At 52.9% G+C, this 21541-nt stretch carries 17 protein-coding genes and 1 tRNA gene; 13 read left to right on the top strand and 5 right to left on the bottom strand.

Going from position 1 to position 21541, the window contains the following annotated elements; translation table 11 throughout:
• Positions 1 to 247: 247 nt before the first annotated feature.
• A tRNA-Leu gene (locus ACTQ1N_RS01170) sits at positions 248 to 332 on the top strand.
• Between the two features lie 128 nt (positions 333 to 460).
• Here the strand turns inward: ACTQ1N_RS01170 and ACTQ1N_RS01165 are convergent.
• A complete protein-coding gene (locus ACTQ1N_RS01165; protein ID WP_441953815.1) occupies positions 461 to 1339 on the bottom strand; it encodes a helix-turn-helix domain-containing protein in 879 nt (292 codons plus the stop codon).
• Between the two features lie 416 nt (positions 1340 to 1755).
• Here ACTQ1N_RS01165 and ACTQ1N_RS01160 point away from each other — a divergent pair, with 416 nt between their 5' ends.
• From ACTQ1N_RS01160 to ACTQ1N_RS01140, 5 genes are all read left to right on the top strand, one after another.
• Positions 1756 to 3045: an ABC transporter substrate-binding protein gene (locus ACTQ1N_RS01160; protein WP_441953813.1), complete on the top strand. Its 1290-nt coding sequence runs from the start codon at positions 1756 to 1758 to the stop codon at positions 3043 to 3045.
• Positions 3046 to 3172: 127 nt separating this feature from the next.
• Positions 3173 to 4072: a carbohydrate ABC transporter permease gene (locus ACTQ1N_RS01155; RefSeq protein ID WP_441953811.1), complete on the top strand. Its 900-nt coding sequence runs from the start codon at positions 3173 to 3175 to the stop codon at positions 4070 to 4072.
• A 21-nt stretch (positions 4073 to 4093) separates the two neighbouring features.
• Positions 4094 to 4930, top strand: a complete 837-nt coding sequence (locus ACTQ1N_RS01150) for a carbohydrate ABC transporter permease (protein ID WP_441953809.1) — start codon at positions 4094 to 4096, stop codon at positions 4928 to 4930.
• Between the two features lie 128 nt (positions 4931 to 5058).
• Complete coding sequence (locus ACTQ1N_RS01145; protein WP_441953807.1) at positions 5059 to 7176, top strand: glycoside hydrolase family 3 N-terminal domain-containing protein; 2118 nt, start codon at positions 5059 to 5061, stop codon at positions 7174 to 7176.
• Positions 7177 to 7377: 201 nt separating this feature from the next.
• Positions 7378 to 8658: an LCP family glycopolymer transferase gene (locus ACTQ1N_RS01140; RefSeq protein WP_441953805.1), complete on the top strand. Its 1281-nt coding sequence runs from the start codon at positions 7378 to 7380 to the stop codon at positions 8656 to 8658.
• Positions 8659 to 8841: 183 nt separating this feature from the next.
• On the opposite strand, the gene asnA is transcribed toward ACTQ1N_RS01140, so the two are convergent.
• Positions 8842 to 9855 (bottom strand): aspartate--ammonia ligase, encoded by a 1014-nt coding sequence (asnA, locus tag ACTQ1N_RS01135; RefSeq protein WP_441953803.1) that lies wholly within the window; start codon positions 9853 to 9855, stop codon positions 8842 to 8844.
• Positions 9856 to 10008: 153 nt separating this feature from the next.
• On the opposite strand from asnA, the gene holA reads away from it, so the two are divergent.
• A complete protein-coding gene (gene holA, locus ACTQ1N_RS01130; RefSeq protein WP_441953801.1) occupies positions 10009 to 11076 on the top strand; it encodes a DNA polymerase III subunit delta in 1068 nt (355 codons plus the stop codon).
• Positions 11077 to 11178: 102 nt separating this feature from the next.
• Here the strand turns inward: holA and hemW are convergent, their stop codons facing one another.
• Together hemW and rpsT are read right to left on the bottom strand one after the other, a co-directional pair.
• Positions 11179 to 12360, bottom strand: coding sequence for a radical SAM family heme chaperone HemW (gene hemW, locus ACTQ1N_RS01125; protein ID WP_441953799.1), 1182 nt, complete (start codon positions 12358 to 12360; stop codon positions 11179 to 11181).
• A 128-nt stretch (positions 12361 to 12488) separates the two neighbouring features.
• Positions 12489 to 12752 (bottom strand): 30S ribosomal protein S20, encoded by a 264-nt coding sequence (rpsT, locus tag ACTQ1N_RS01120; RefSeq protein ID WP_154527210.1) that lies wholly within the window; start codon positions 12750 to 12752, stop codon positions 12489 to 12491.
• A 324-nt stretch (positions 12753 to 13076) separates the two neighbouring features.
• Here rpsT and lepA point away from each other — a divergent pair, with 324 nt between their 5' ends.
• The gene (gene lepA, locus ACTQ1N_RS01115; RefSeq protein WP_441953837.1) at positions 13077 to 14879 is read left to right on the top strand and encodes a translation elongation factor 4; all 1803 of its coding nucleotides are present in this window, start codon (positions 13077 to 13079) and stop codon (positions 14877 to 14879) included.
• A 150-nt stretch (positions 14880 to 15029) separates the two neighbouring features.
• Here the strand turns inward: lepA and ACTQ1N_RS01110 are convergent, their stop codons facing one another.
• Positions 15030 to 15896, bottom strand: a complete 867-nt coding sequence (locus ACTQ1N_RS01110; RefSeq protein ID WP_441953798.1) for an SGNH/GDSL hydrolase family protein — start codon at positions 15894 to 15896, stop codon at positions 15030 to 15032.
• Positions 15897 to 16116: 220 nt separating this feature from the next.
• On the opposite strand from ACTQ1N_RS01110, the gene hrcA reads away from it, so the two are divergent.
• The 5 genes from hrcA (at position 16117) to ACTQ1N_RS01085 (ending at position 21528) form a co-directional block, all read left to right on the top strand.
• Complete coding sequence (gene hrcA / locus ACTQ1N_RS01105; protein ID WP_441953796.1) at positions 16117 to 17220, top strand: heat-inducible transcriptional repressor HrcA; 1104 nt, start codon at positions 16117 to 16119, stop codon at positions 17218 to 17220.
• Between the two features lie 24 nt (positions 17221 to 17244).
• Positions 17245 to 17997: a nucleotide exchange factor GrpE gene (gene grpE / locus ACTQ1N_RS01100; protein WP_441953794.1), complete on the top strand. Its 753-nt coding sequence runs from the start codon at positions 17245 to 17247 to the stop codon at positions 17995 to 17997.
• Between the two features lie 158 nt (positions 17998 to 18155).
• Positions 18156 to 20030, top strand: a complete 1875-nt coding sequence (gene dnaK, locus ACTQ1N_RS01095) for a molecular chaperone DnaK (RefSeq protein ID WP_441953792.1) — start codon at positions 18156 to 18158, stop codon at positions 20028 to 20030.
• 129 nt (positions 20031 to 20159) lie between these two features.
• Entirely contained in the window at positions 20160 to 21359 is a 1200-nt protein-coding gene (dnaJ, locus tag ACTQ1N_RS01090; RefSeq protein WP_441953790.1) for a molecular chaperone DnaJ, read from the top strand.
• Positions 21352 to 21528 (top strand): hypothetical protein, encoded by a 177-nt coding sequence (locus tag ACTQ1N_RS01085; RefSeq protein WP_441953788.1) that lies wholly within the window; start codon positions 21352 to 21354, stop codon positions 21526 to 21528. Before dnaJ ends, ACTQ1N_RS01085 begins: the two co-directional genes overlap by 8 nt.
• Positions 21529 to 21541: the final 13 nt, after the last annotated feature.

The following is a 21541-nucleotide window of genomic DNA, read 5'->3' as shown; positions in this document are numbered from 1 at the left end:
ATGAGGTAGATAGGACAGAGGTGGAAGTACAGTAATGTATGGAGCTGACTGTTACTAATCGGTCGCAGGCTTATCCAAAAGGCACAATGGTAAGTGAGTTTGGAAAACGGATAGAAAAAGGAAATGTCAGGATAACGATTTTGTGTGCGGTTTTCAAGGTACGGTGTAATTTACGGATTACAAAAATGATTGACATAGCTGTAATGATTTGGTAAGATGTAATTCGTGAGTTGCAAAATTCACATCTGCAGAAGTGGCGGAATTGGCAGACGCGCAGGCTTCAGGTGCCTGTGATCGTTTAGGTCATGTGGGTTCAAGTCCCATCTTCTGCACTGCATTGGGTTCCAGAAAGCTGTTTGCTTTCTGGAATTTTTTTATGCAAACGGCCGCTCATCATCAAGTGCGGGGCACGAGATGACGGCGGATGAGGACATTTCTGGAAGAGAATGGCTTTACCGGCTTACCATGGTTCCTGATTCCGGCTGGTCGGACGGTACATCTTTCGAAATGCTGAAGGCGTGCATCCCTTCATAATTTTAAACATCCTTATGAAGGAGGACATGCTGGAAAATCCGCAGGACATTGCGACAGTCGCAACAGATTGAGCCGGATCGGCAAGATATTTTTCGGCCTTGGCAATTCGTTTCTGATTCATGTAATGGGAAAACGTTGTGCCGGCAAACTGCCGAAACAGTCTTGTGAAGTGATATTTAGAAAAGCCTGCATATGCCGCTGCTTCATCCAGCGTAAGGTCCTCCGTACAGTGTTCATCGATGAACCGGCAGACAGCCATAAACATTTCGACATACTGACGCTGCCTGGTATCGTCATAGATCAGACGGTTGAACATCTCAGCATGCGTTCTTCCGATCATGACGAGGATGCGGGTCAGCATGGCATAGATGGAGGCTTCGAAAAAGGGAGCGCCACTGCTGTATTCCTTCATGATGTTTGTGACAAGGTCTGCAATATGCGGGTATATGTCCGGAAATTGTTCCGGTGTGATCACCAGGGCCGGATAGAACAGTGCCAGAATCGAATCAATCTCCCGAAGGTTTAATGCAGGGTTGATTTCAGCCTGAATGATGTACCGCCTGCCCTCTGCCGGTAAGAGATGATGCAGAACGCCCGGACAGAGGATCATGACGTCCCCCTCGCGGAGAGAGAGCGTCTGATCACAATATTCGATTCTGTAATTGTTCTGAACGGGCATGATGATTTCAATCGGAGAATGCCAGTGGGTCGGATAGTCCTCGAACTGTGTATTGTCATAAATTCTCAGATTTGTGTTTTCTCTGTAATTGACGGTTTCATGTGTACCGTTAAGTGTCTCGATCATAGCAGTATTTCTCCTGGCATCACATCCAAACAATTCCGAAATGCAGATTGCAGTCAATGAATCTGAATTCATTACGAGGAATGGAAGACATAAGATTAGGATAGAAATATTGCGCAAATAAGTCAAGAAATGAGATTGTTAATGAACTTATAAAAATGAAAATATCAAAAAATATCAACGCAGTAAAGAATAATCAGGTATAAATTACCAAATATAATATATTTGCATCGTATAATACGCACAAAAACACAAATGCATATGATTTGGAAGCGCAATAATTAGAAAGTCTTTGTCAACAATTCGGATGATTTTCCTTTACTTGTTTGATACAGTTTAAACAACAGCAATACACAAAAGCGGGGCTTCGGAAAGCCTCGCCGACAAGCCAGCAGATCCATTCATAAAAGGAGGGCAGTATGGGAAGAAGAGCAATATCGGTTTTATTATCCGCAACAATGACATTCGGAATGCTTGCAGCGGTTCCGATGACCGCATCAGCTGACGATGTACAGAATATTTCCTGGATGTTCTGGGATGATCTGGATGCATCCGAGGATCCGATCACGAAGGGCTTCAAGAATGTGATTGACCGTTTCAACAAAGACTATGAAGGAAAGTACCATGTCGATCCGATCACCACAACCCTTGAGGAATACTACACACAGCTGAATGCACTGGTCGATGCGGATCAGACACCGGATGTATTCATTGTCAGCCCGGGACCGAATCTGACAGACTATGTAAAGCCAGGTGTTGCAGCACCGCTCGATGATTACCTGAATGCGGATGGGTGGAAGGATACGTTTTCCAGCGATGCTGTCTTTACCCAGCAGACATATGATGGAAAGATCTATGCAGTGCCGCTGAATATCGCGGCTGCGTGCTGCTATTACAACAAGGACATATTCAAGGAGGCGGGGGTTGAGGTCCCGGCAACCTACGATGAGCTTCTGGATGCCTGCAAGAAGATCAAGGATGCAGGCTACACGCCGATTACGATCAGCGCAGGTACCGCATGGTGCCTCTCCATGCTGGCCGGATATCTCTGCGACAGAGAGGGCGTCGATCTGGATGCTGTGAATACTGGCAAGGAAAGCTGGGTGCAGGACAAGACGATTGATGCAGGCAAGAAGCTTCTTGAGCTTTCCCAGTATTTCCAGGAGACAGCAGCCGGAGATTCCAATGATGATGCGACAATGGCATTTGCGATGGGCGAAGCTGCAATCCTGATCCAGGGATCCTGGGCGATCGGACAGATGAATGCATACAATCCGGATATTGAGGAGACATGCGGTGTCTTCCAGTTCCCGGCAATCGAGGGCGGAAATGATCCAGCCAGGGTAATTGCGAAGTCCGATTCGCTTGCCATGAATGCCAAGACGAAGTCTCCGGAAGCGTGTGTCGCGCTGATGAAGTACTTTACCGATGATGAGGCCCAGCGCTGGACTGCAGAGCAGGGCGGCAAGATTCCGGTCACGAATGTCAAATATGATGCGGACAAGGCACCGGCTCAGATGGCAGATGTGATGAAGATCTTCACAGGCGCCTCCAGCACCTTCGGGTTCTACAATGAATCCCTGGTTTCTTCTGATGCAGGATCCTACTTCGATAACCAGATGGTTTCCATCTACAAGCAGGAAAAGACACCGGAGGAAGCGTTCCAGGCTGTTGAAGACTGGTATGCGGAGAACGGGTACAGAAAGTAAGGGATGTAGCAAGCCTGCAGCTTGATATTGGCAGACCAAAGGCGGAGCTGTTCTCGGGCAGCCCCGCCCATTTTTTCAGAATCTGCCGGTCACGTTATGGTATGTACCTGAATGGAGATGAGTATCCGTGGATAAACTGCTGAGAAATAAAAAGGCGATTTTTATCTTTGCCGCACCTGCGCTGATCCTGTTTACACTGGTTTTGTTCATACCGATCGGGACATCGTTCTACTATGCCCTGTGCAGCTACGACAAGGTGAGTAGAAGCTACCATTTTATCGGTCTTGGAAATTTCACAAAGCTGGCCAAGGATCCGACGATGCGGATCGCGCTTAAGAATTCCCTGTTCTTCCTGTTTTTCTCGTGTATCTCCCAGCTTGTCATGGGACTTCTGCTCGCTGCCCTCCTGACAAATATCACGAAAGGAAGGGACCTGTTTAAGAACGTCATCTATCTGCCCTGTGTCCTGTCTTCTGCGGCGCTCGGTCTTCTGTGGGCCTTTCTGTTTCATGCAAAGGTCGGGATCAACAATCTTCTTCTTCAGATCGGCATCAAGGGGCCCGGGTGGCTGTATGATACCAAAGGCTTCATCACGCTTCCGATGTGGGTGATTGCATTTGTTGCACTGTGGCAGTATGTCGGCCAGTCAATGATGCTCTATATGGCACAGATCTCGGGCATCAGCAAGTCTCTTTATGAAGCCTCCTATATTGATGGGGCAAGCAAGACAAAGGCATTCCGCTATATTACACTTCCGCTTGTGAAGCCGATGATCGGTACGGCGATGAGTCTGAATGCGATCGGATCGCTGAAATTCTTTGATCTGATCTATGCAATGCTCGGAGACAAGACAGAGAATCTGAAAATGGATGTGCTTGCGACATACCTGTACCGGACGGGATTTTCCAGCAAGGGCGGCAACCATTACGGAAAGGCCAGCGCGATCGGCGTCGTACTTGTGGTTCTGTGCCTGCTTGCAACCTGGATCATCAACAAACTGTTCAAGACCGAAAACTACGAGATGTGAGGGTACAGGAGGATGCATGCGATGAATAAAAAGAAAAAAATCAAGGCTTCCACTGTTGTGATCTATGTGTTCCTCAGCCTGATGCTGGTCCTTTATCTGGCCCCGCTGATCTGGATCGGACTGACATCCTTCAAGTCGAGACCGGAGATCTACAAGGCACCATTCGGATGGCCGTCGGCCTTTCATTTTGAAAATTATGCCATGGCATGGAAAGCCGGGAGACTCGGCATCGCCATGTTGAATTCGCTGTTTGTGTGTGTCATTACGCTTATCCTGACCATGGTCATCGGCTCCATGGCGGCATTTGCGATCGCAAGAATGCGCTGGAAGCTGGCGGGAGCCGCGATGGTCTACATCCTGATTGGTATGATGATCCCGGTACACTGTGTCCTGATCCCGCTCTTTGTCCGCTTTGCGAAGATTGGTTTGAGCAATAACCTGTGGGGACTGATTCTTCCGTATCTGACCTTTTCGCTCCCAACGTGTGTTTTCATCATGGCCGGATTTTTCCGGAGCATACCGAATGAGCTTCTGGAGTCTGCCTGCATGGACGGCTGCTCGATCTTTCAGATGTTCTTCAAAATCTGTTTTCCGCTGGCACGAACAGGCCTGTTTGTCACGGGGCTGATGACATTCATCGGAAACTGGAATGAGCTTCTGCTGGCACTGGTTTTCGTCTCGGACGATACCAAAAAGACTCTTCCGGTCGCACTGACGAAGTTTGTCACGCCTTATCAGACGAATTATGACAAGATGTTCCCTGCCATCATGATCGCGATCATTCCGACCATCGTGGTATACTGCATGTTCAGCAACCAGATCGTGGACGGTCTGACAACAGGTGCCGTGAAGGGGTGACAGCATGTGCATCGATGAGCAGTCGGACCCTTGCAGAATCCGGCAGTCGGGCAGAAATGAGTGTCTGTATGTGCATCCGTGAATGGGCGGACGAAGGCCTGAAGAGTGTATGACGACAGGAGGTTGGAATGGACAGAAGTGAGGCAAAGTGGCGGGCACAGCAGCTTGTAGCCCGGATGACGGTCTCCGAGAAGATGACACAGCTGAGATATGATTCCCCGGCGATTGAGCGGCTCGGGGTTCCGGCCTATAACTGGTGGAACGAAGCGCTTCACGGGGTTGCGAGGGCCGGAACAGCGACAAGCTTTCCGCAGGCGATCGGCATGGGCGCGACATTTGATGAAGAGCTGATGAAGCGGGTTGGAGATGTCATCGCCACGGAGGGCAGGGCGAAGTACAATGCCTGCTCTGCGATGGGGGACAGGGACATCTACAAGGGACTGACCTTCTGGTCGCCGAATGTGAACATCTTCCGGGATCCAAGGTGGGGAAGAGGACAGGAGACCTACGGGGAAGATCCGTATCTGACGGGGACGCTCGGCTGTGCGTTTGTCAGAGGTCTCCAGGGTGAAGGCGAATATATGAAAGCGGCTGCCTGCGCCAAGCATTTCGCGGTGCACTCGGGGCCTGAGGCGATCCGCCACAGCTTCGATGCCAGGGCAACAAAAAAAGACCTGGCGGAAACCTACCTGCCGGCATTCAGGAGGCTTGTGGAGGAGGCCGGCGTGGAAGCGGTCATGGGCAGCTACAACCGCGTCAACGGGGAGCCTGCCTGCGGAAGCAGAACCCTTCTTGAAGACATCCTTCGGGGAACCTGGAAATTCCAGGGACATGTCGTGTCAGATTGCTGGGCGATCCGCGATTTCCATGAGCATCATCATGTTACAGAAGATGCGGAGCACAGTGCTGCCATGGCGATCAACAACGGCTGCGATCTGAACTGCGGGGATACGTACCAGTACCTTCCAAGGGCATATGCGGATGGGCTGATTTCAGAGGAGCGGATTACAGAGGCAGCTGTCAGGCTGTTCACGACCCGTTTTCTGCTGGGGCTGTTCGATGAAACGGAGTTTGACGATATCCCGTACACTGCAGTCGAATGCCCGGAGCATCTTGCGCTTGCCCTGCGGGCGGCGGAGGAATCGGTTGTCCTTCTGAAAAATGACGGTGTGCTGCCGCTGGATCTTCAGCGGATCGGAACGCTGGGGGTTGTCGGGCCCAATGCAGACTCCCGCGCGGCACTGATCGGTAACTACCACGGAACCAGCTCGGAGTACATCACTGTGCTGGAAGGACTCCGGAGGCTGGCGCCGGAAAACCTTCGTATCCTCTATTCGGAAGGATGCGCAATCAGCGCCGACCGGGTTGAGCATCTGGCAGCTGAGAATGACCGCCTCAGCGAGGCTATGATCGTGACAGGCGAGAGCGATGTAACGATCGTGGTGGTTGGCCTGAACGAGTCGCTGGAAGGGGAAGAGGGAGACACAGGCAACAGCGCGGCTTCCGGAGACAAGGCGGACCTGTCGCTTCCCATGTCACAGGAAGCGCTGCTTCACGCGGTTGCCCAGACGGCAAAGGAAGAAGGAAAGAAGACTGTCCTCTGCCTGATGGCCGGAAGCGACATGGATCTGGCATTTGCACAGGAGTACTTTGATGCGGTCCTGATGCTCTGGTATCCGGGAGCGAGAGGGGGACTGGCGGCAGCCAGAATCCTGACGGGACAGGTTTCGCCCTCCGGCAAGCTGAATGTTACTTTTTATGATCCGGACAGACCGCTTCCATCATTTACAGACTATTCCATGAAGGACCGTACGTATCGTTACCTCGGCGGAAGACCTCAGTATCCGTTCGGATACGGCCTGACCTACGGGGACGTGCAGGTACTGGAGGCAGAGTTCTGTCCTCCGGCAGAGGGAAAATCCGCAGCTGTGCGCGTGACCTATGAAAACAGAGGAGATACAGATACAAAGGATGTGATCGAGGTCTGTGTCGATCCGGTGGAGTCTCCGTATCGGACGCCGAATCCAAGGCTCTGCGGGTTTCTGAAGGTAGATGCGCCGGCAGGCGTCCGAAAGACGTGTGAAGTCCGGCTGGATGCTGATACGTTCCTGGTTGTCAATGATGAGGGAAAACGTGTCGGGGGCGGCATGTCCTATCATCTGTTTGTCGGGACCTCGATGCCGGACGAAAGGAGCAGGATGCTGACGGGGAAAGAGCCGGTAATGCTGGATGTCCGGCAGAGCTGAGAAAGCGGCCTATGCGGGAGCCTGAAGGCTGCTGCCGGAGCAGTACGCGGGAAAATGGGAGCAGGCCGCCAATTCCGCCATTCATTTTAGCTTGACATTTCCACACTGGTGGGGTATGGTTTTTAGGCTAATGTCTGAAAACAAAGCAGTCCTGCCGATCAATTCGAAGGACAGCCATCAATCTGATTCAGGAGCGTTCAGATGTCGAGAAATAAGAATGGAAATCCGCTGATGACAGAGCCAAGGGGTCCCAGATGGGGCAGGATTCTGGGAATTGTCCTGGTGATCCTGCTTGCGATGGTTGTTCTTGGAGGGGTAGGCATTTATTTTTATGGGCACAGCCTGATCGGCCGGGCAAACTTCGTGTCCGATGATCAGGTCAAACAGCTCGAGACGCTTCCGGCTGAGGCGTATGAAGAGAAAACGACGGAGCAGGACGGGCTGAAGGGCACTTCACTGAATCAGTCCGAGCTCGGAAGTATTCAGAAGAAGATGAATCAGGAGAATTCCAATGTGGACACGATCATGGATTCGGATGTCTACAACGTCCTGCTCTGCGGGGTTGACCGCAGGGATAAGACCTGGAACGGAAATTCCGACAGTATGATGCTGGTCTCACTCAACAATAAGAAGAAGAGAGTCAGTGTCATTTCCCTGATGCGGGATACCTATGTTGCGATCCCGGGACATGACTATGAAAAGCTGAATGCCGCATATGCTTACGGGGGCGGCCCGCTGCTTCTGGAGACGGTCAGAGACAACTACAAGATCGATGTCAACCGATATGCGGCTGTTGATTTCATGGACATGGTCGATGTCATTGATGACATGGGCGGCGTGGAACTGACATGGACCGACCAGGAGGTAGAAGTCGCGAACGGGTATATGATCGATATGTGCCAGAACGTGCTGAATATTCCGTACGAGGAACATCTTCTTCCGGGCGGAGGCACGTACAACTGTGATGGCGTTCAGGCTGTCGCGTATTCGAGAAACCGTTTTGTCGGCAATTCGGATTACACAAGAACGCAGAGACAACGTTATGTGATCTCTCAGATGGTCGAGAAACTCAAGAGCATGTCGGCAGCCGATATGATGGCATTCGTAACGAAGGTCCTTCCGCTGATCACGCACAACATTCCGGAGACGGAAATCTGGAATCTTGTCAGCGACGCTCCGCAGCTTCTGAAGTATGACTATGTTCAGGACCGTGTCCCGTATGACGGGCTTTACGAGACGATTGATGTAGATGGACAGGGCATGCTTGTTCCGGACTGGGACGACACCATCTCGCAGATGCAGCGTACGATTTACGGCGATGGTTCCATCAGTAAAAACGAGGACAACAAGAAGTCGAATGTCGGAAGCGACGAGAGTGGAGAGACTGAGTTTACAGATGAATATATGCAGCTGACGGGCGGAACCGGGACATTGTTCAAGGATGGTTATCCGACGAAGGAGACAGAAGGCAGCGGGTCGTGAATAGCCCGGCATGATAGGGCGGCTGCTGTCCCAGATCTGCTGAACCCAAATCCGGACGGTTAAAAATAGGGCATGTGAGAAGCGAAGAGTACAGTCGCTTTTCATATGCCCTTTTTGATTGGAAGGAAGCTGCAGCCAGGGGACAGCTTCCTTATTCATACAATCTGCCCGTTAAGGGGATGGTCAAAGAAGCGGAATACCAGCACGCTGGCAGGCTTCACGGGTCGCTTCATCCCAGACGGAGACCTGAACCTCACCGATATGAGCGGAGCCCAGAATCAGCATGCACAGGCGGCTCTGCCCGATTCCGCCGCCGATTGTGTAGGGAAGCTCTCCGGCAAGAAGTGCCTTGTGGAAGGGGAGAGAGCGGCGGTCATCGCAGCCGGCCTCCGTCAGCTGACGGGACAGGCTTTCCGGGCTGACACGGATTCCCATCGAGGAGAGCTCGTAGCTGATGCCGAGGGTGTTGTTCCAGAACAGGATGTCGCCGTTCAGATCCCAGTCGTCATAGTCGGGCGCTCTTCCGTCGTGTGGCTTTCCGGAGCGGAGCTTTTTGCCGATCTGCATCAGGAAGGTTGTTCCATGCTCCTGTACAAAAGCGTTCTCGCGCTGTTTCGGTGTCAGGTCCGGATAGAGGTCTTCCAGCTCCTGAGACGTGATGAAGGTCACATCCGGGGTGTGGAGCGGGAGCTCATACAGCTCCGGAAACTGTGCGTGCAGATTCATTTCCGTGGCACAGACTGCAGAGACAATTGCTCGGACAGTCTGCTTCAGATAGTCTGTGTTCCGGTCTTCCTTGCGGATGACTTTTTCCCAGTCCCACTGGTCAACGTAAATGGAGTGAAGATTGTCGAGTTCTTCATCTCTGCGGATGGCGTTCATGTCGGTGTAAAGTCCTTTGCCGACACGGAATCCGTAATCCCGGAGCGCCATGCGCTTCCACTTGGCGAGGGACTGGACAACCTGCGCCTCCGTTCCGGTGTCCTTGATGTCGAATGTGACCTTGCGCTCATAGCCGTTCAGGTCATCGTTCAGACCGGTGGACGCTTCCAGAAACAGCGGCGCCGAAACGCGGTGAAGCTGAAGGGTGGCGGCCAGCGTATCGGCAAACTGGCGCTTGATGACGCCGATCGCTTTCTGGGTATCATATTGCGAAAGAAGCGGATGATATCCGTCCGGAATAATGATATGACTCATAGGGAGAACCTCTTTCTGTAAGAATCAGTCCATGATAAAATGTTCATAAACATGTTCATCATACAAGACGTTCAAGCGAAAGTAAAGAAGGAAACGCCGGACAAAGAGGCTGGCATGGCTGACAGATCGGGCGCATCGGTTGGAGATTAACAGATGGCTGGAAGACAAGTGAAACAGAAGAATACGGGGATGGCCCAGCTCCAGTCTGAGCTGAAGGAGGGTACCTTTCACAGGGTGTACCTGTTTTTCGGAGAGGAACGCTACCTGGTTTTGAAGATGCGCGAAAATCTGGTAAGGGCAGCAGTGTCTCCGGATGACACGATGAACCTGAATATTCACAAGAACGCTTTGCCGGATGTATCGAAGATCATGGATGAATGCCTGGCGATGCCCTTTTTTGCAGACAGACGTGTTGTTCTGGTGCAGGACAGCGGTTATTTCACGGCAGGAAAGGGAAAGGACGAGGCGGAGAAGCTGATCGGACTTCTGGGAGAGCTTCCGGAAACGACCATCCTTCTGTTTGTAGAGACGGAGGTGGATAAGCGGAGCCGGCTTTACAAGGCTGTCTCGAAGGCAGGGCTTTCGGTTGAATTTGAACACCCGGATGAAATGGAGCTTGCCAGGTGGGTTGTTTCACAGCTTTCAGAATCCAGGATCCGGATTACAAAGGGTGCCCTGCAGATGCTGCTGGAACGGACGGGTACCGATATGACGATGATCAGGGCTCAGCTTGACAAGCTGGCAGCCTGCGCCGACGAAGGCGGAACTCTGTCAGAGACGGAAGTAGGTGGTCTGGTTGCGGAACGCCTGGAGACGAAGGTCTTTGACCTCGTAGACGCGGTCGGACACCGGGACCGGAGAGGGGCGATCAGCCGGTATGACGAACTGCTCCGGATGCAGGAGGAACCGAACCGGATTCTCTATTTCCTCGGGAGGCAGTTCAACCTGCTCTACCTGATGAAGGTTCTGTCCCAGAAAGGGAAAGGAACGGTGGAGATGATGAAGGTGATGGATCTGAGGTATTCTTTTCAGATTCGCAAGTTGTCGGACCAGGCGCGTTTCTTTACGGCAGATCAGCTGCGGCGTGCCGTCGCAGACTGCACAGCCATGGAACAGCGCTTCAAGACGGGAAAAATCGATGTCCGGCTGGGCGTGGAGCTTCTTCTTGTAAAGTACAGCAGACCGGATACACCTGCCCGGGGAGGAACCGGGGCTTACTAAGACGCCGGAGTCTGGCACAGTCAGATCTGTATGCCGGCTGCAGCACGCGAAGCTGTCTGGGACTGCGGAAGCTGGCGCAGCGAAGAGGGCGGCGGTGGAGTTTCAGTCGAGAAGAAACTCGGCCAGAACCACGTTTGAGATCGAGATGCCCCGGTCCGTCAGCCGTATGGCTTTTCCATCGTCTGAAATCAGCCGAAGATCCGTCAGGTTGGTCAGAACTCGGCCGTATACCTCGTCCATCGATACACCGAACTGCTCCTGGAAGTGCTGTCTTGTGACCCCCTTCATCTCCCTGAGTCCGAGAAACATGGTTTCCTCCATTTCACTGCTGCGGGACAGGTGTGTGATCTCTTTCCTTGCAAAGCTGCAGGACAGATATTCGTTCAGATCAGAGGTGTTTTTCCAACGCATGCGATCCGCCTGACTGGAGGCCCCCAGTCCGAAGCCAAGATAAGGCCTTCTTTCCCAGTATCCCTTGTTGTGTACACTTTCATAGCCGTCCAGCGCCCAGTTGGATATTTCATAGCGGTGGAAGCCAGCCTCAGAGAGGATGGCTTTCAGATCGCTCAGCATGCCGGCTTCCTCGTCCTCCGATGGAAGAAACAGCGGACTGTCACCAAGCGCCTTGCGCTCGGCATCCTCGTGGTAACGCTCCCAGAAGGGGGTGCCGGGTTCGATGATCAGACTGTATGCGGACAGGTGCTGAGGAGGATCCGGAAGAGAGAGAACCTGCCCAAGTGTATCGCGAAACTGCGCGCGGCTCTGACCGGGGAGGTCATACATCAGATCAACACTGATATTCTGAAAACCGGCACTCCGGGCAGCGGCGTATTCTCTCCTGAAGGTTTCAAAATCATGGATGCGGCCGAGCGCCCTCAGAAGCTTGTTGTCTGACGACTGCAGGCCGATTGAGAGGCGGTTGATACCGGCGCTGCGGTACATATGAAGCTTTTCGTCATTCAGTGTGCCTGGATTGCATTCCAGGGTGATTTCCGCATCCGGGGCAAGTTCAAAGCAGGAACAGATGAGATCAAGAGTATCTGCAATCAGCGGGGCGTCGGGGAGGGAAGGCGTTCCACCGCCGAAAAAGACAGAGAGGATGCGGTATTTTTTCCAAAGGCCAGAGGAGGCGGCATGAAGTATTTCTTTCCGGAGGACGGAAAAATAACGGCGCTGCATCTTAGGTCCAAGTGTCGTCGAGAGAAAGTCGCAGTACAGGCATCTGGAGACACAGAATGGGATGTGAATATAGAGACCGGCGGGTATTCGCGATGGCTGGGTCATGAGATACTCCTTCCGAGGCAGGGCTGAAGGCAGCAAAAAAGGAGCATCGGCGATGACGTTCCGATGCTCCTTGACCTTCCTATTATCAGACCGGAAACCTGCAGCATCCGGCTTCCAGGACCTGCGGATTACTGAACGGTGTTGACCAGCTTTGCAAGGCGGGAAACCTTGTTGGAAGCAGTGTTCTTGTGGAAGACACCCTTCTTCTCAGCCTTGTCGATCAGAGAGGTCGCATTCAGAAGCTCCTTCTGTGCATTCTCCTTGTCGCCAGCTGCAACAGCAGCCTCGACCTTCTTGACTGCGGTCTTGACACCGGACTTGATGGCTTTGTTTCTTGCGTTTCTGACCTCAGCAATCAGAACGCGCTTTTTTGCGGACTTGATGTTTGCCAAAACGTACACCTCCAGACAAATGTCTACATTGTAATAGATAAATAGATAATCAAAAATGAAACCACGTGTGCGCGAGAGAACGGACACGGACGTATCGGCACACATTCGAAGTTATTCTAATCCGCGGGGATTGCCTTGTCAACAGATAGGCCGGCTTTTGATTGCATTTTCATGACCTTTAGGCTACTATTAACCGGATAAGACAAAAAGAACGATGCCCGGCGGCCTGTATGCAGGCCCGCGCAGATCCATTCTGAAGAAGAGCCGGGCAGATTACGATCTTGTAGATGGTTAACCGGGGGGATCAATTTGGCTGAAATCAATATGAATCAGATTCGCAATTTCTGCATCATCGCGCATATCGATCACGGAAAAAGCACGCTCGCAGACCGGATCATTGAAAAGACAGGGGTACTGACGAAGCGTGAGATGCAGGATCAGGTTCTGGACAATATGGACATTGAGCGGGAACGGGGCATCACGATCAAGTCTCAGACCGTTCGTGCAGTCTACCACGCGAAGGATGGGAAGGAGTATGTCTTCAACCTGATCGATACACCGGGCCATGTGGATTTCAACTACGAGGTTTCCAGGGCGCTTGCCGCCTGCGATGGGGCTGTCCTTGTGGTGGACAGTACGCAGGGAATCGAAGCGCAGACGCTTGGCAATGTCTATCTTGCGCTTGACCATGATCTCGAGATCCTCCCGGTGATCAACAAGATTGATCTTCCAAGCGCGGATCCGGAGGGGACTGCGAAGGAAATCGAGGATGTCATCGGGCTTGACTGTTCCGACTGTCCGCGGATATCGGCAAAAACAGGTCTGAACGTAGAGGATGTCCTGGAGCAGATCGTTCAGAAGCTCCCCGCGCCGAAGGGTGACCGGGAGGCGCCACTCAAGGCGCTGATCTTCGATTCCCTGTACGACGCCTACCGAGGCGTCATTGTCTTCTGCCGGATCCGGGACGGAAGGCTGAAAAAGGGCATGAAGGTCCGGATGATGGGGACAAAGACGGAGGCGGAGGTGGTCGAGGTCGGCTATTTCGGTCCGGGGCAATTCATCCCCTGTGATGAGCTTCAGGCCGGGATGGTCGGTTACTTCACGGCATTTCTGAAGAATGTTGGCGATACGCGGGTCGGCGACACGGTGACGGATGCAGAGCATCCGACCGCCGAAGCGTATCCGGGCTACCGCAGGCCGCTTCCGATGGTTTACTGCGGGATCTATCCGGCGGACAGTGCAAGATATGGTGATCTCAGGGATGCGCTTGAAAAGCTCCAGCTTAATGATGCATCTCTCGAATTTGAGCCGGAGACCAGCGCTGCGCTCGGCTTCGGCTTCCGATGCGGCTTTCTCGGGCTTCTGCACCTGGAGGTTGTTACAGAGCGGCTGGAGAGGGAATACAACCTTGACCTCGTGACGACAGCCCCCGGCGTCGTCTACAAGGTTCACAAGACGGACGGAGAGGTCTTTGACCTGACGAATCCTGCAAATCTACCGGACCCTTCCTCGATTGAGTACATGGAAGAGCCGATTGTCTCAGCGGAGATCATCGTGACGACGGAGTTCATTGGTCCGATCATGCAGCTTTGTCAGGAGAGGAGAGGAATCTACAAGGAAACAGAGTATCTGGAGGCAAACCGTGCTGTGCTCCGCTATGATATGCCTCTCAATGAGATCATCTACGATTTCTTTGATGCCCTGAAGTCCAGATCAAGAGGCTATGCTTCATTTGACTATGAGATGAAGGGGTATGTGCAGTCAAAGCTGTGCAGGCTGGACATTCTGGTCAATAAAGAGCCGGTCGATGCGCTTTCTTTCATTGTATTTGAGGACAACGCATATGACAGAGGGCGCCGGATGTGTGAGAAGCTGAAGAATGAAATACCGAGACAGCTGTTCGATATTCCGATCCAGGCTGCGGTGAATGGACGTGTGATCGCCCGTGAGACCGTCAGGGCTCTTCGGAAGGATGTCCTGGCAAAGTGCTATGGAGGCGATATCTCCAGAAAGAAGAAGCTGCTCGAAAAGCAGAAGGAAGGAAAGAAGAAAATGCGCCAGATCGGATCGGTCGAGATTCCGCAGAAGGCGTTCCTCAATGTACTGAAACTGGATGATCAGAGCTGAAACGCTGAAACGAAAAAGAAGACCGGGTGCATGGGCACTCAGTCTTCTTTTTTTGTGTTGATCGGGCTGCCTTCAGCCTGGCAGCCTGCCAGTGCCTGTATCAGGCCGCCGCTTTCTATTTTTAATCCCGGTTTCCGGGCTGTATACGGGTTATGAGCCGAACAGCTCGTCGACAACGAACCGGTGGATCCGAAGGTAGGTCTGACCTGTAAAGTGCAGGCCGTCGACTGTCCGGAACCCTTCAAGCTTCAGAATGGTGGAGGAGTCGAGGTAGTGGTCCGGAAAGGCCTGCTGGATCGCCAGGTTCAGCTTTGTGATGTTCGTGTTTGTCACCAGATCGAGCGCGTCCTCGCTTGCGCCATACTCAATCATCCTGGCACGCTGCACGGGGTTGACGGATAAAAACCAGAAGGTTGTGTCAGGATATTCCGCCACCATATCCCTGTAGGCGGAGAGATACTCGTCAATCTGGTCCGGATCATTGACGCCGAAGTTCAGGACGACCGGCGCATCCGGATTCTGGCTGATTGCGTCCGCCATCAGGCTCTTTCCCTCAGACAAAAACCAGCTGCAGCCTTCTCCAACCTTCCCGACGAACACACAGTCGTCATCCGGCAGATACTTTTTCAGCGCATTCTGCATGCCAATGGTTCTGGAATCTCCCACGAATATGATTTTATGGGCGGGCAGAGTTCTTTCCTGTTCTGGCATCTCTGTCTCTGTTTCTGCAGCTTTGCCAGATCCTTCCTGGAGGTTGATTCCGGCTTCCTGTGCAGCGTTCATACCGGACGTTTCACTGGAAGCGCCGGAGGATGCGGACGGGCGCGGGCTTTCGGAGAACGCGGAGTCTGTATTTTGCTGAATGGTCTCCGGGACATCTGACTCGAGCGGGTTATTGAGACGGGGGTGGCGGCTGTCAAACTCGTCGGTCGCCTTCTTCATATAGAAAGCCAGAAGAACAAGGGCTGTAAGGGCGGCGGCTGCGCTCAGCAGCAGGATCAGAAGTCGTCTCTTCATGATTCAAAGCTCCTTCTATAATTCAGATTCAATCGCGCTTCGGCCAGGCACATTCGGGCTGCGCAGGAAGCCGGAAGGCGCACAATAAGGTCATTTTATCACAGTTCAAAAAGTTTTTTGAAAGGTATTGACAAAGGTATCCGGCAGAACTATTATAGTGCCATGGATGTTAGCACTCCACAACAACGAGTGCTAACAAGAAAAGGAAAGGAGGATTCAGATGCAGCTTGATGACAGAAAGTGGACCATTTTGAAAGCGATCATCAAGACCTATCTGGAGACAGGCGAGCCGGTTGGATCGAGAACCATCTCAAAGTTTCCGGATCTGAATCTCAGTTCCGCCACGATCCGCAATGAGATGTCCGATCTGGAAGATATGGGCCTGATCATTCAGCCTCATACATCGTCCGGACGTATTCCTTCGGATGCCGGATACCGGCTTTATGTAGACCGGCTGATGGACGAGAAGGAGGCGGAAGTCTCTCAGATGAAGAACATGATGATCCAGAGGCAGGATAAGCTGGAGATGCTTCTGAAGCAGCTTGTTCGCTATCTGGCGGTGAATACCAATTATGCCACGATGATCACCAGCCCGCAGTATCACAGAACCAGGCTGAAGTTCATTCAGCTCTCGATCATAGATGAGGGACAGATCCTGGCAACGGTGGTGACAGAAGGCAATGTGGTGAAGAACCGTGTGATCCATATCCAGCATGGTCTCACGCATGATGAAGTGCTGCAGCTCAATATTCAGCTGAACAGCAGGCTGAACGGGCTGACGATCGAGCAGATTAATCTGGATACAATCCAGAAGCTGAAAGCGGAGGCCGGTATTCATTCAAACCTGATCTCGGAAGTGCTCGATGCGGTTGCGGACGCGATCTCAAAGGAGGAGGATCTGGAGGTTTACACCTCCGGCGCGACGAATATTTTCAAATATCCGGAGCTTTCCTCTGATACGGACAAGGCGAGCGGCCTGATTGAGGCGTTTGAGGAAAAAAAGCCGCTTCTGTCACTGCTCAGCCAGAATGGCTGTGATGAGCAGGAGCATGGCATCCAGATCTCGATTGGCCGGGAGCTGAAGAACGAGAATATGGAGGATTGCAGCGTGGTCACAGCCAGCTACGATCTGGGAGACGGTGTCTTCGGAAAGATCGGCATTGTAGGCCCTAAGCGGATGGATTACGATAAGGTGGTCGGGATCCTGAAGAGTGTGACGGCGCAGCTGGATGAGACGTATGGCAGGAAGGAAAGCCCCGCAGATGAGAATGGGCTTTCTCCCGGGTCAAAAACCGATGACGGGGGCCCGGAGCAGGATGAATAGCAGAAGCAATGCGGAGGCGATAAGATGACAGAGAAGGAAAGACAGGAAAACAGCCCTGGAGGAGAAGACAGGGGCGTCCGGATTGAGATACATGGCGAAGAGCCGGATGTGAAAGAAAAGAAGCAGGAAGAGAGCAGAAGGCCGGATCAGAACCCGGAGAAAGAACATGCGGCGGAAGGTCCCGACGGACAGGAAGACGCTGCAAAGACCGATCAGAACCGTAACCCGGATGCGGAGGCGGACAAGCCCGCGGACGCATCTGATGCCGGAGAGGATTCTCCCTCTGAAAGCGGCACAGGTGGGGGAAAAGGGTTCTTCGGTTTCAAAGGAAGGAAAGAGAAGGACCAGAGAGATCAGAAGATCGAGGAGCTGACCGATCAGGTCAGGCGCCAGATGGCGGAATTCGATAACTTCCGGAAGCGGACAGACCGCGAGAAGGCGACGATGTTCGACATGGGGAAGCGAGATGTGATCGAGCAGATTCTTCCGGTTGTGGACAGCTTCGAGAGAGGCCTTGGAGACATGAAGGAAGAGAGCGAGGATCCGTTCCGCCAGGGCATGCAGAAGATTTACAGGCAGCTGACTAAGGCACTCGAGGAACTGGGCGTCAGGCCGATTGAGGCGGTCGGAAAACCATTTGATCCGAACTTCCACAATGCGGTCATGCATTGTGAGGATGAGTCAGCCGGTGAGAACATCATCGTGCAGGAGTTCCAGAGAGGCTACATGCTGAACGATGTGGTCATCCGGCACAGCATGGTGAAGGTTGCCAACTGATCTTTGTTTTCTAATTACAAAAACCGGGACGGAAGCGTTATTCTTCCGCAATCCTGTTGACAATATCGGAACTACAGACATGTGCCGCGGATCTCCGGAGAGGAAGAGGCGGCAGAAGGACAGCAAGACCGAACAGCAGAACACCAGGAGGTTTCATTATGGGAAAGATTATAGGAATTGACCTTGGTACAACAAACAGCTGCGTGGCAGTCATGGAAGGCGGCAAGCCGACTGTCATCGCAAACAGCGAAGGAGAGCGCACAACGCCGTCCATCGTTGCATTTACAAAGAACGGCGACCGTCTGGTCGGCGAGCCGGCTAAGCGCCAGGCTGTGACGAACTCTGACAGAACCGTGTCTTCGATCAAGAGACACATGGGCTCCGATTACAGAGTTACAATTGACGATAAGAAGTATTCTCCGCAGGAGATTTCCGCGATGATTCTTCAGAAGCTGAAGGCAGATGCGGAGGGATACCTGGGCGAGAAGGTGACAGAGGCTGTCATTACCTGCCCTGCATACTTCAACGATGCACAGAGACAGGCAACAAAGGATGCCGGAAAGATCGCAGGCCTTGATGTCAAGCGGATTATCAACGAGCCGACTGCAGCCGCACTGGCATATGGCCTTGACAACGAGAAAGAGCAGAAGATCATGGTGTATGACCTCGGCGGCGGCACCTTCGATGTGTCTGTCATCGAGATCGGTGACGGTGTCATCGAGGTTCTGGCAACCAACGGCAACAACCATCTGGGCGGCGATGATTTCGATAAGAGAATCGTCGACTACATGCTGAAGGATTTCAAGGCAAAGGAAGGCATTGACCTCTCCGGCGATAAGATGGCGATGCAGAGACTGAAGGAGGCTGCCGAGAAGGCAAAGAAGGAGCTGTCCTCCTCCACGACAACCAACATCAACCTGCCGTTCATTACGGCTAATGAGACCGGACCGAAGCACTTCGAGATGGATCTCACAAAGGCAAAGTTTGACGAGCTGACCGCAGATCTGGTTGATGCAACTGCTGAGCCTGTCAGAAAGGCACTTGCAGATGCAGGCATTACAGCCGCAGATCTTGGAAAGGTTCTGCTGGTCGGCGGTTCGACCCGTATCCCGGCTGTGCAGGACAAGGTCAGGGAACTGACCGGCAAGGAGCCGAGCAAGAATCTGAACCCGGATGAGTGCGTGGCAATCGGTGCAGCCATTCAGGGCGGCAAGCTGGCAGGGGATGCCGGCGCAGGCGATATCCTTCTGCTGGATGTCACTCCGCTGTCTCTTGCAATCGAGACGCTGGGCGGTGTGTCGACGGTCCTGATCCCGAGAAACACGACCATTCCGACCAGAAAGAGCCAGGTCTTCTCAACTGCTGAGGATAATCAGACCGCTGTCGATATCCATGTTGTACAGGGCGAGCGTCAGTTTGCCCGTGACAACAAGACCCTCGGACAGTTCCGTCTCGATGGTATCCCGCCAGCAAGAAGAGGTGTGCCGCAGATCGAGGTCACGTTTGATATCGATGCGAATGGCATCGTGAACGTTTCCGCAAAGGATCTGGGTACCGGAAAAGAGCAGCACATCACGATTACTTCCGGCTCCAACATGTCCGATGATGAGATCAACAAGGCTGTCAAAGAGGCGGCTGAGTATGAGGCACAGGACAAGAAGAAGAAGGAAGCCATCGATACGAAGAACGATGCAGATGCCATGGTCTTCCAGACGGAGAAGGCAATGCAGGAGGTCGGTGACAAGATTGATGCGGCAGACAAGGCTGCAGTTGAAGCAGATCTCAAGTCTCTGAAGGACACCATCGCAAAGTGCGGGGATGATATTACCGATGAGCAGGTCAATGAGCTGAAGGCCGGAAGAGAGAAGCTGATGAACAGTGCGCAGAAGCTGTTCGAGAAGGTATATCAGCAGACGCAGACTCAGGCAGGGCCTGGCGCAGGCGCAGGCCCGCAGGCGGGCCCGCAGAATGCAGGCGGCAGCCAGGGCGGCAAGGATGACGATGTCGTCGATGGCGACTACCGTGAGGTCTGATAGGCATTAACAGATATCTGAAACAGGAAGCTGCCGTCACGAAGTGTGTGACGGCGGCTTAAACCATGTCCGGATACGGCGGAACAGGAAAGAGTGTTCTGCGGGCAGCCGGAACAATCGGGAGATTATATGGCAGAGAAGAGAGATTACTACGAAGTGCTGGGCGTCAGCAGGAATGCCAGTGAAGAGGAGATCAAGAAGGCGTATCGCCAGCTGGCGAAGAAATATCATCCGGATATGAATCCCGGCAATGCCGAAGCGGCGGACAAGTTCAAAGAAGCTTCCGAGGCGTATGCGGTTCTCGGCAATGAAGAGAAGAGAAGACAGTATGACCAGTTCGGGATGTCGGCATTCGACGGCTCGGCCGGCGGCGGTGGGTTTGATTTTAACTCTGCTGATTTCCAGGATATCTTCAGCGACCTGGGACTTGGAGGGATTTTCGGCGATTTGTTCGGGGGCGGAAGACGAAGTGCAAATCCGAACCGCCCGATGCAGGGCGCGAATGTCCGGACGCACGTCAGCATTACGTTCATGGAGTCGATCGAAGGCTGTTCCAAGACGATCGATGTGATGATCAAGGATGAGTGCCCGAATTGCCATGGGACAGGTGCAAAGCCCGGGACTGCTCCGAAGATCTGCCCGAAGTGCAAGGGCAGAGGGCAGGTTGTGTATACGCAGCAGACCATGTTCGGGATGATGCAGAATGTTCAGCCCTGCCCGGACTGCCGCGGAACCGGCAAGGTGATCGAGGACAAGTGCCCGAACTGCCATGGAACAGGTTATGTCATGAGCAAGAAGACCATAGAGGTCCGGATACCAGCGGGAATTGACGACGGACAGGCAATCCGTATCCGGGAAAAGGGTGAGCCAGGCGTCAATGGAGGACCAAGAGGAGACCTTCTGGTGGAGGTATCCGTTGCACGTGACCCGCAGTTTGTGCGCCAGGATCTCGATCTGTTCTCAAATAAAGATATCTCGTTCGCACAGGCAGCGCTGGGGGCGGATATTATGATCCGCACGGTGGACGGAGATATTTCATATAGTGTCAAGCCGGGAACGCAGTCCGGCACAAGGGTTCGCCTGAAAGGAAAGGGTGTTCCGGACGTGCGCGGCAGGGCCGGCCGGGGGGATCAGTATGTAACGCTGATTGTCCGCACGCCGGTGAAGCTCAGCAGTGAGGCAAAGGAGCTTCTGGAGCAGTTTGACGCGGCATCGGACAGAAGTCTTTCCAGCAGTGAGGATGAAACAAAGGGAGCTTCTCCTGAGACAGGGAAGAAGAAAAAGAAAAAAAGTTTTGTTGATCGGATGAAGGATGCGCTGGATGGCTGAACCATCCGGCGGCAGAGACAGACCCCTCCATGTGGCGGAGCGGGTCTGTTTTTTTCGCCCGGAAACAACAGGACAAAAACAGGAATATTTCACAAAAACGGGTGCGGCACCGGTCTGTTCATGCTATAATGACGGCATCTGCGGGAACTGTGAGATGGAGTGCCTGTAAGGCACATCATCAG

Source organism: Porcincola sp. LCP21S3_C12, assembly GCF_052118625.1.
Lineage (GTDB): Bacteria > Bacillota > Clostridia > Lachnospirales > Lachnospiraceae > Porcincola.
Note: the sequence above shows the minus strand (reverse complement) of the source record. Positions and strands in the feature narration are given on the sequence as shown.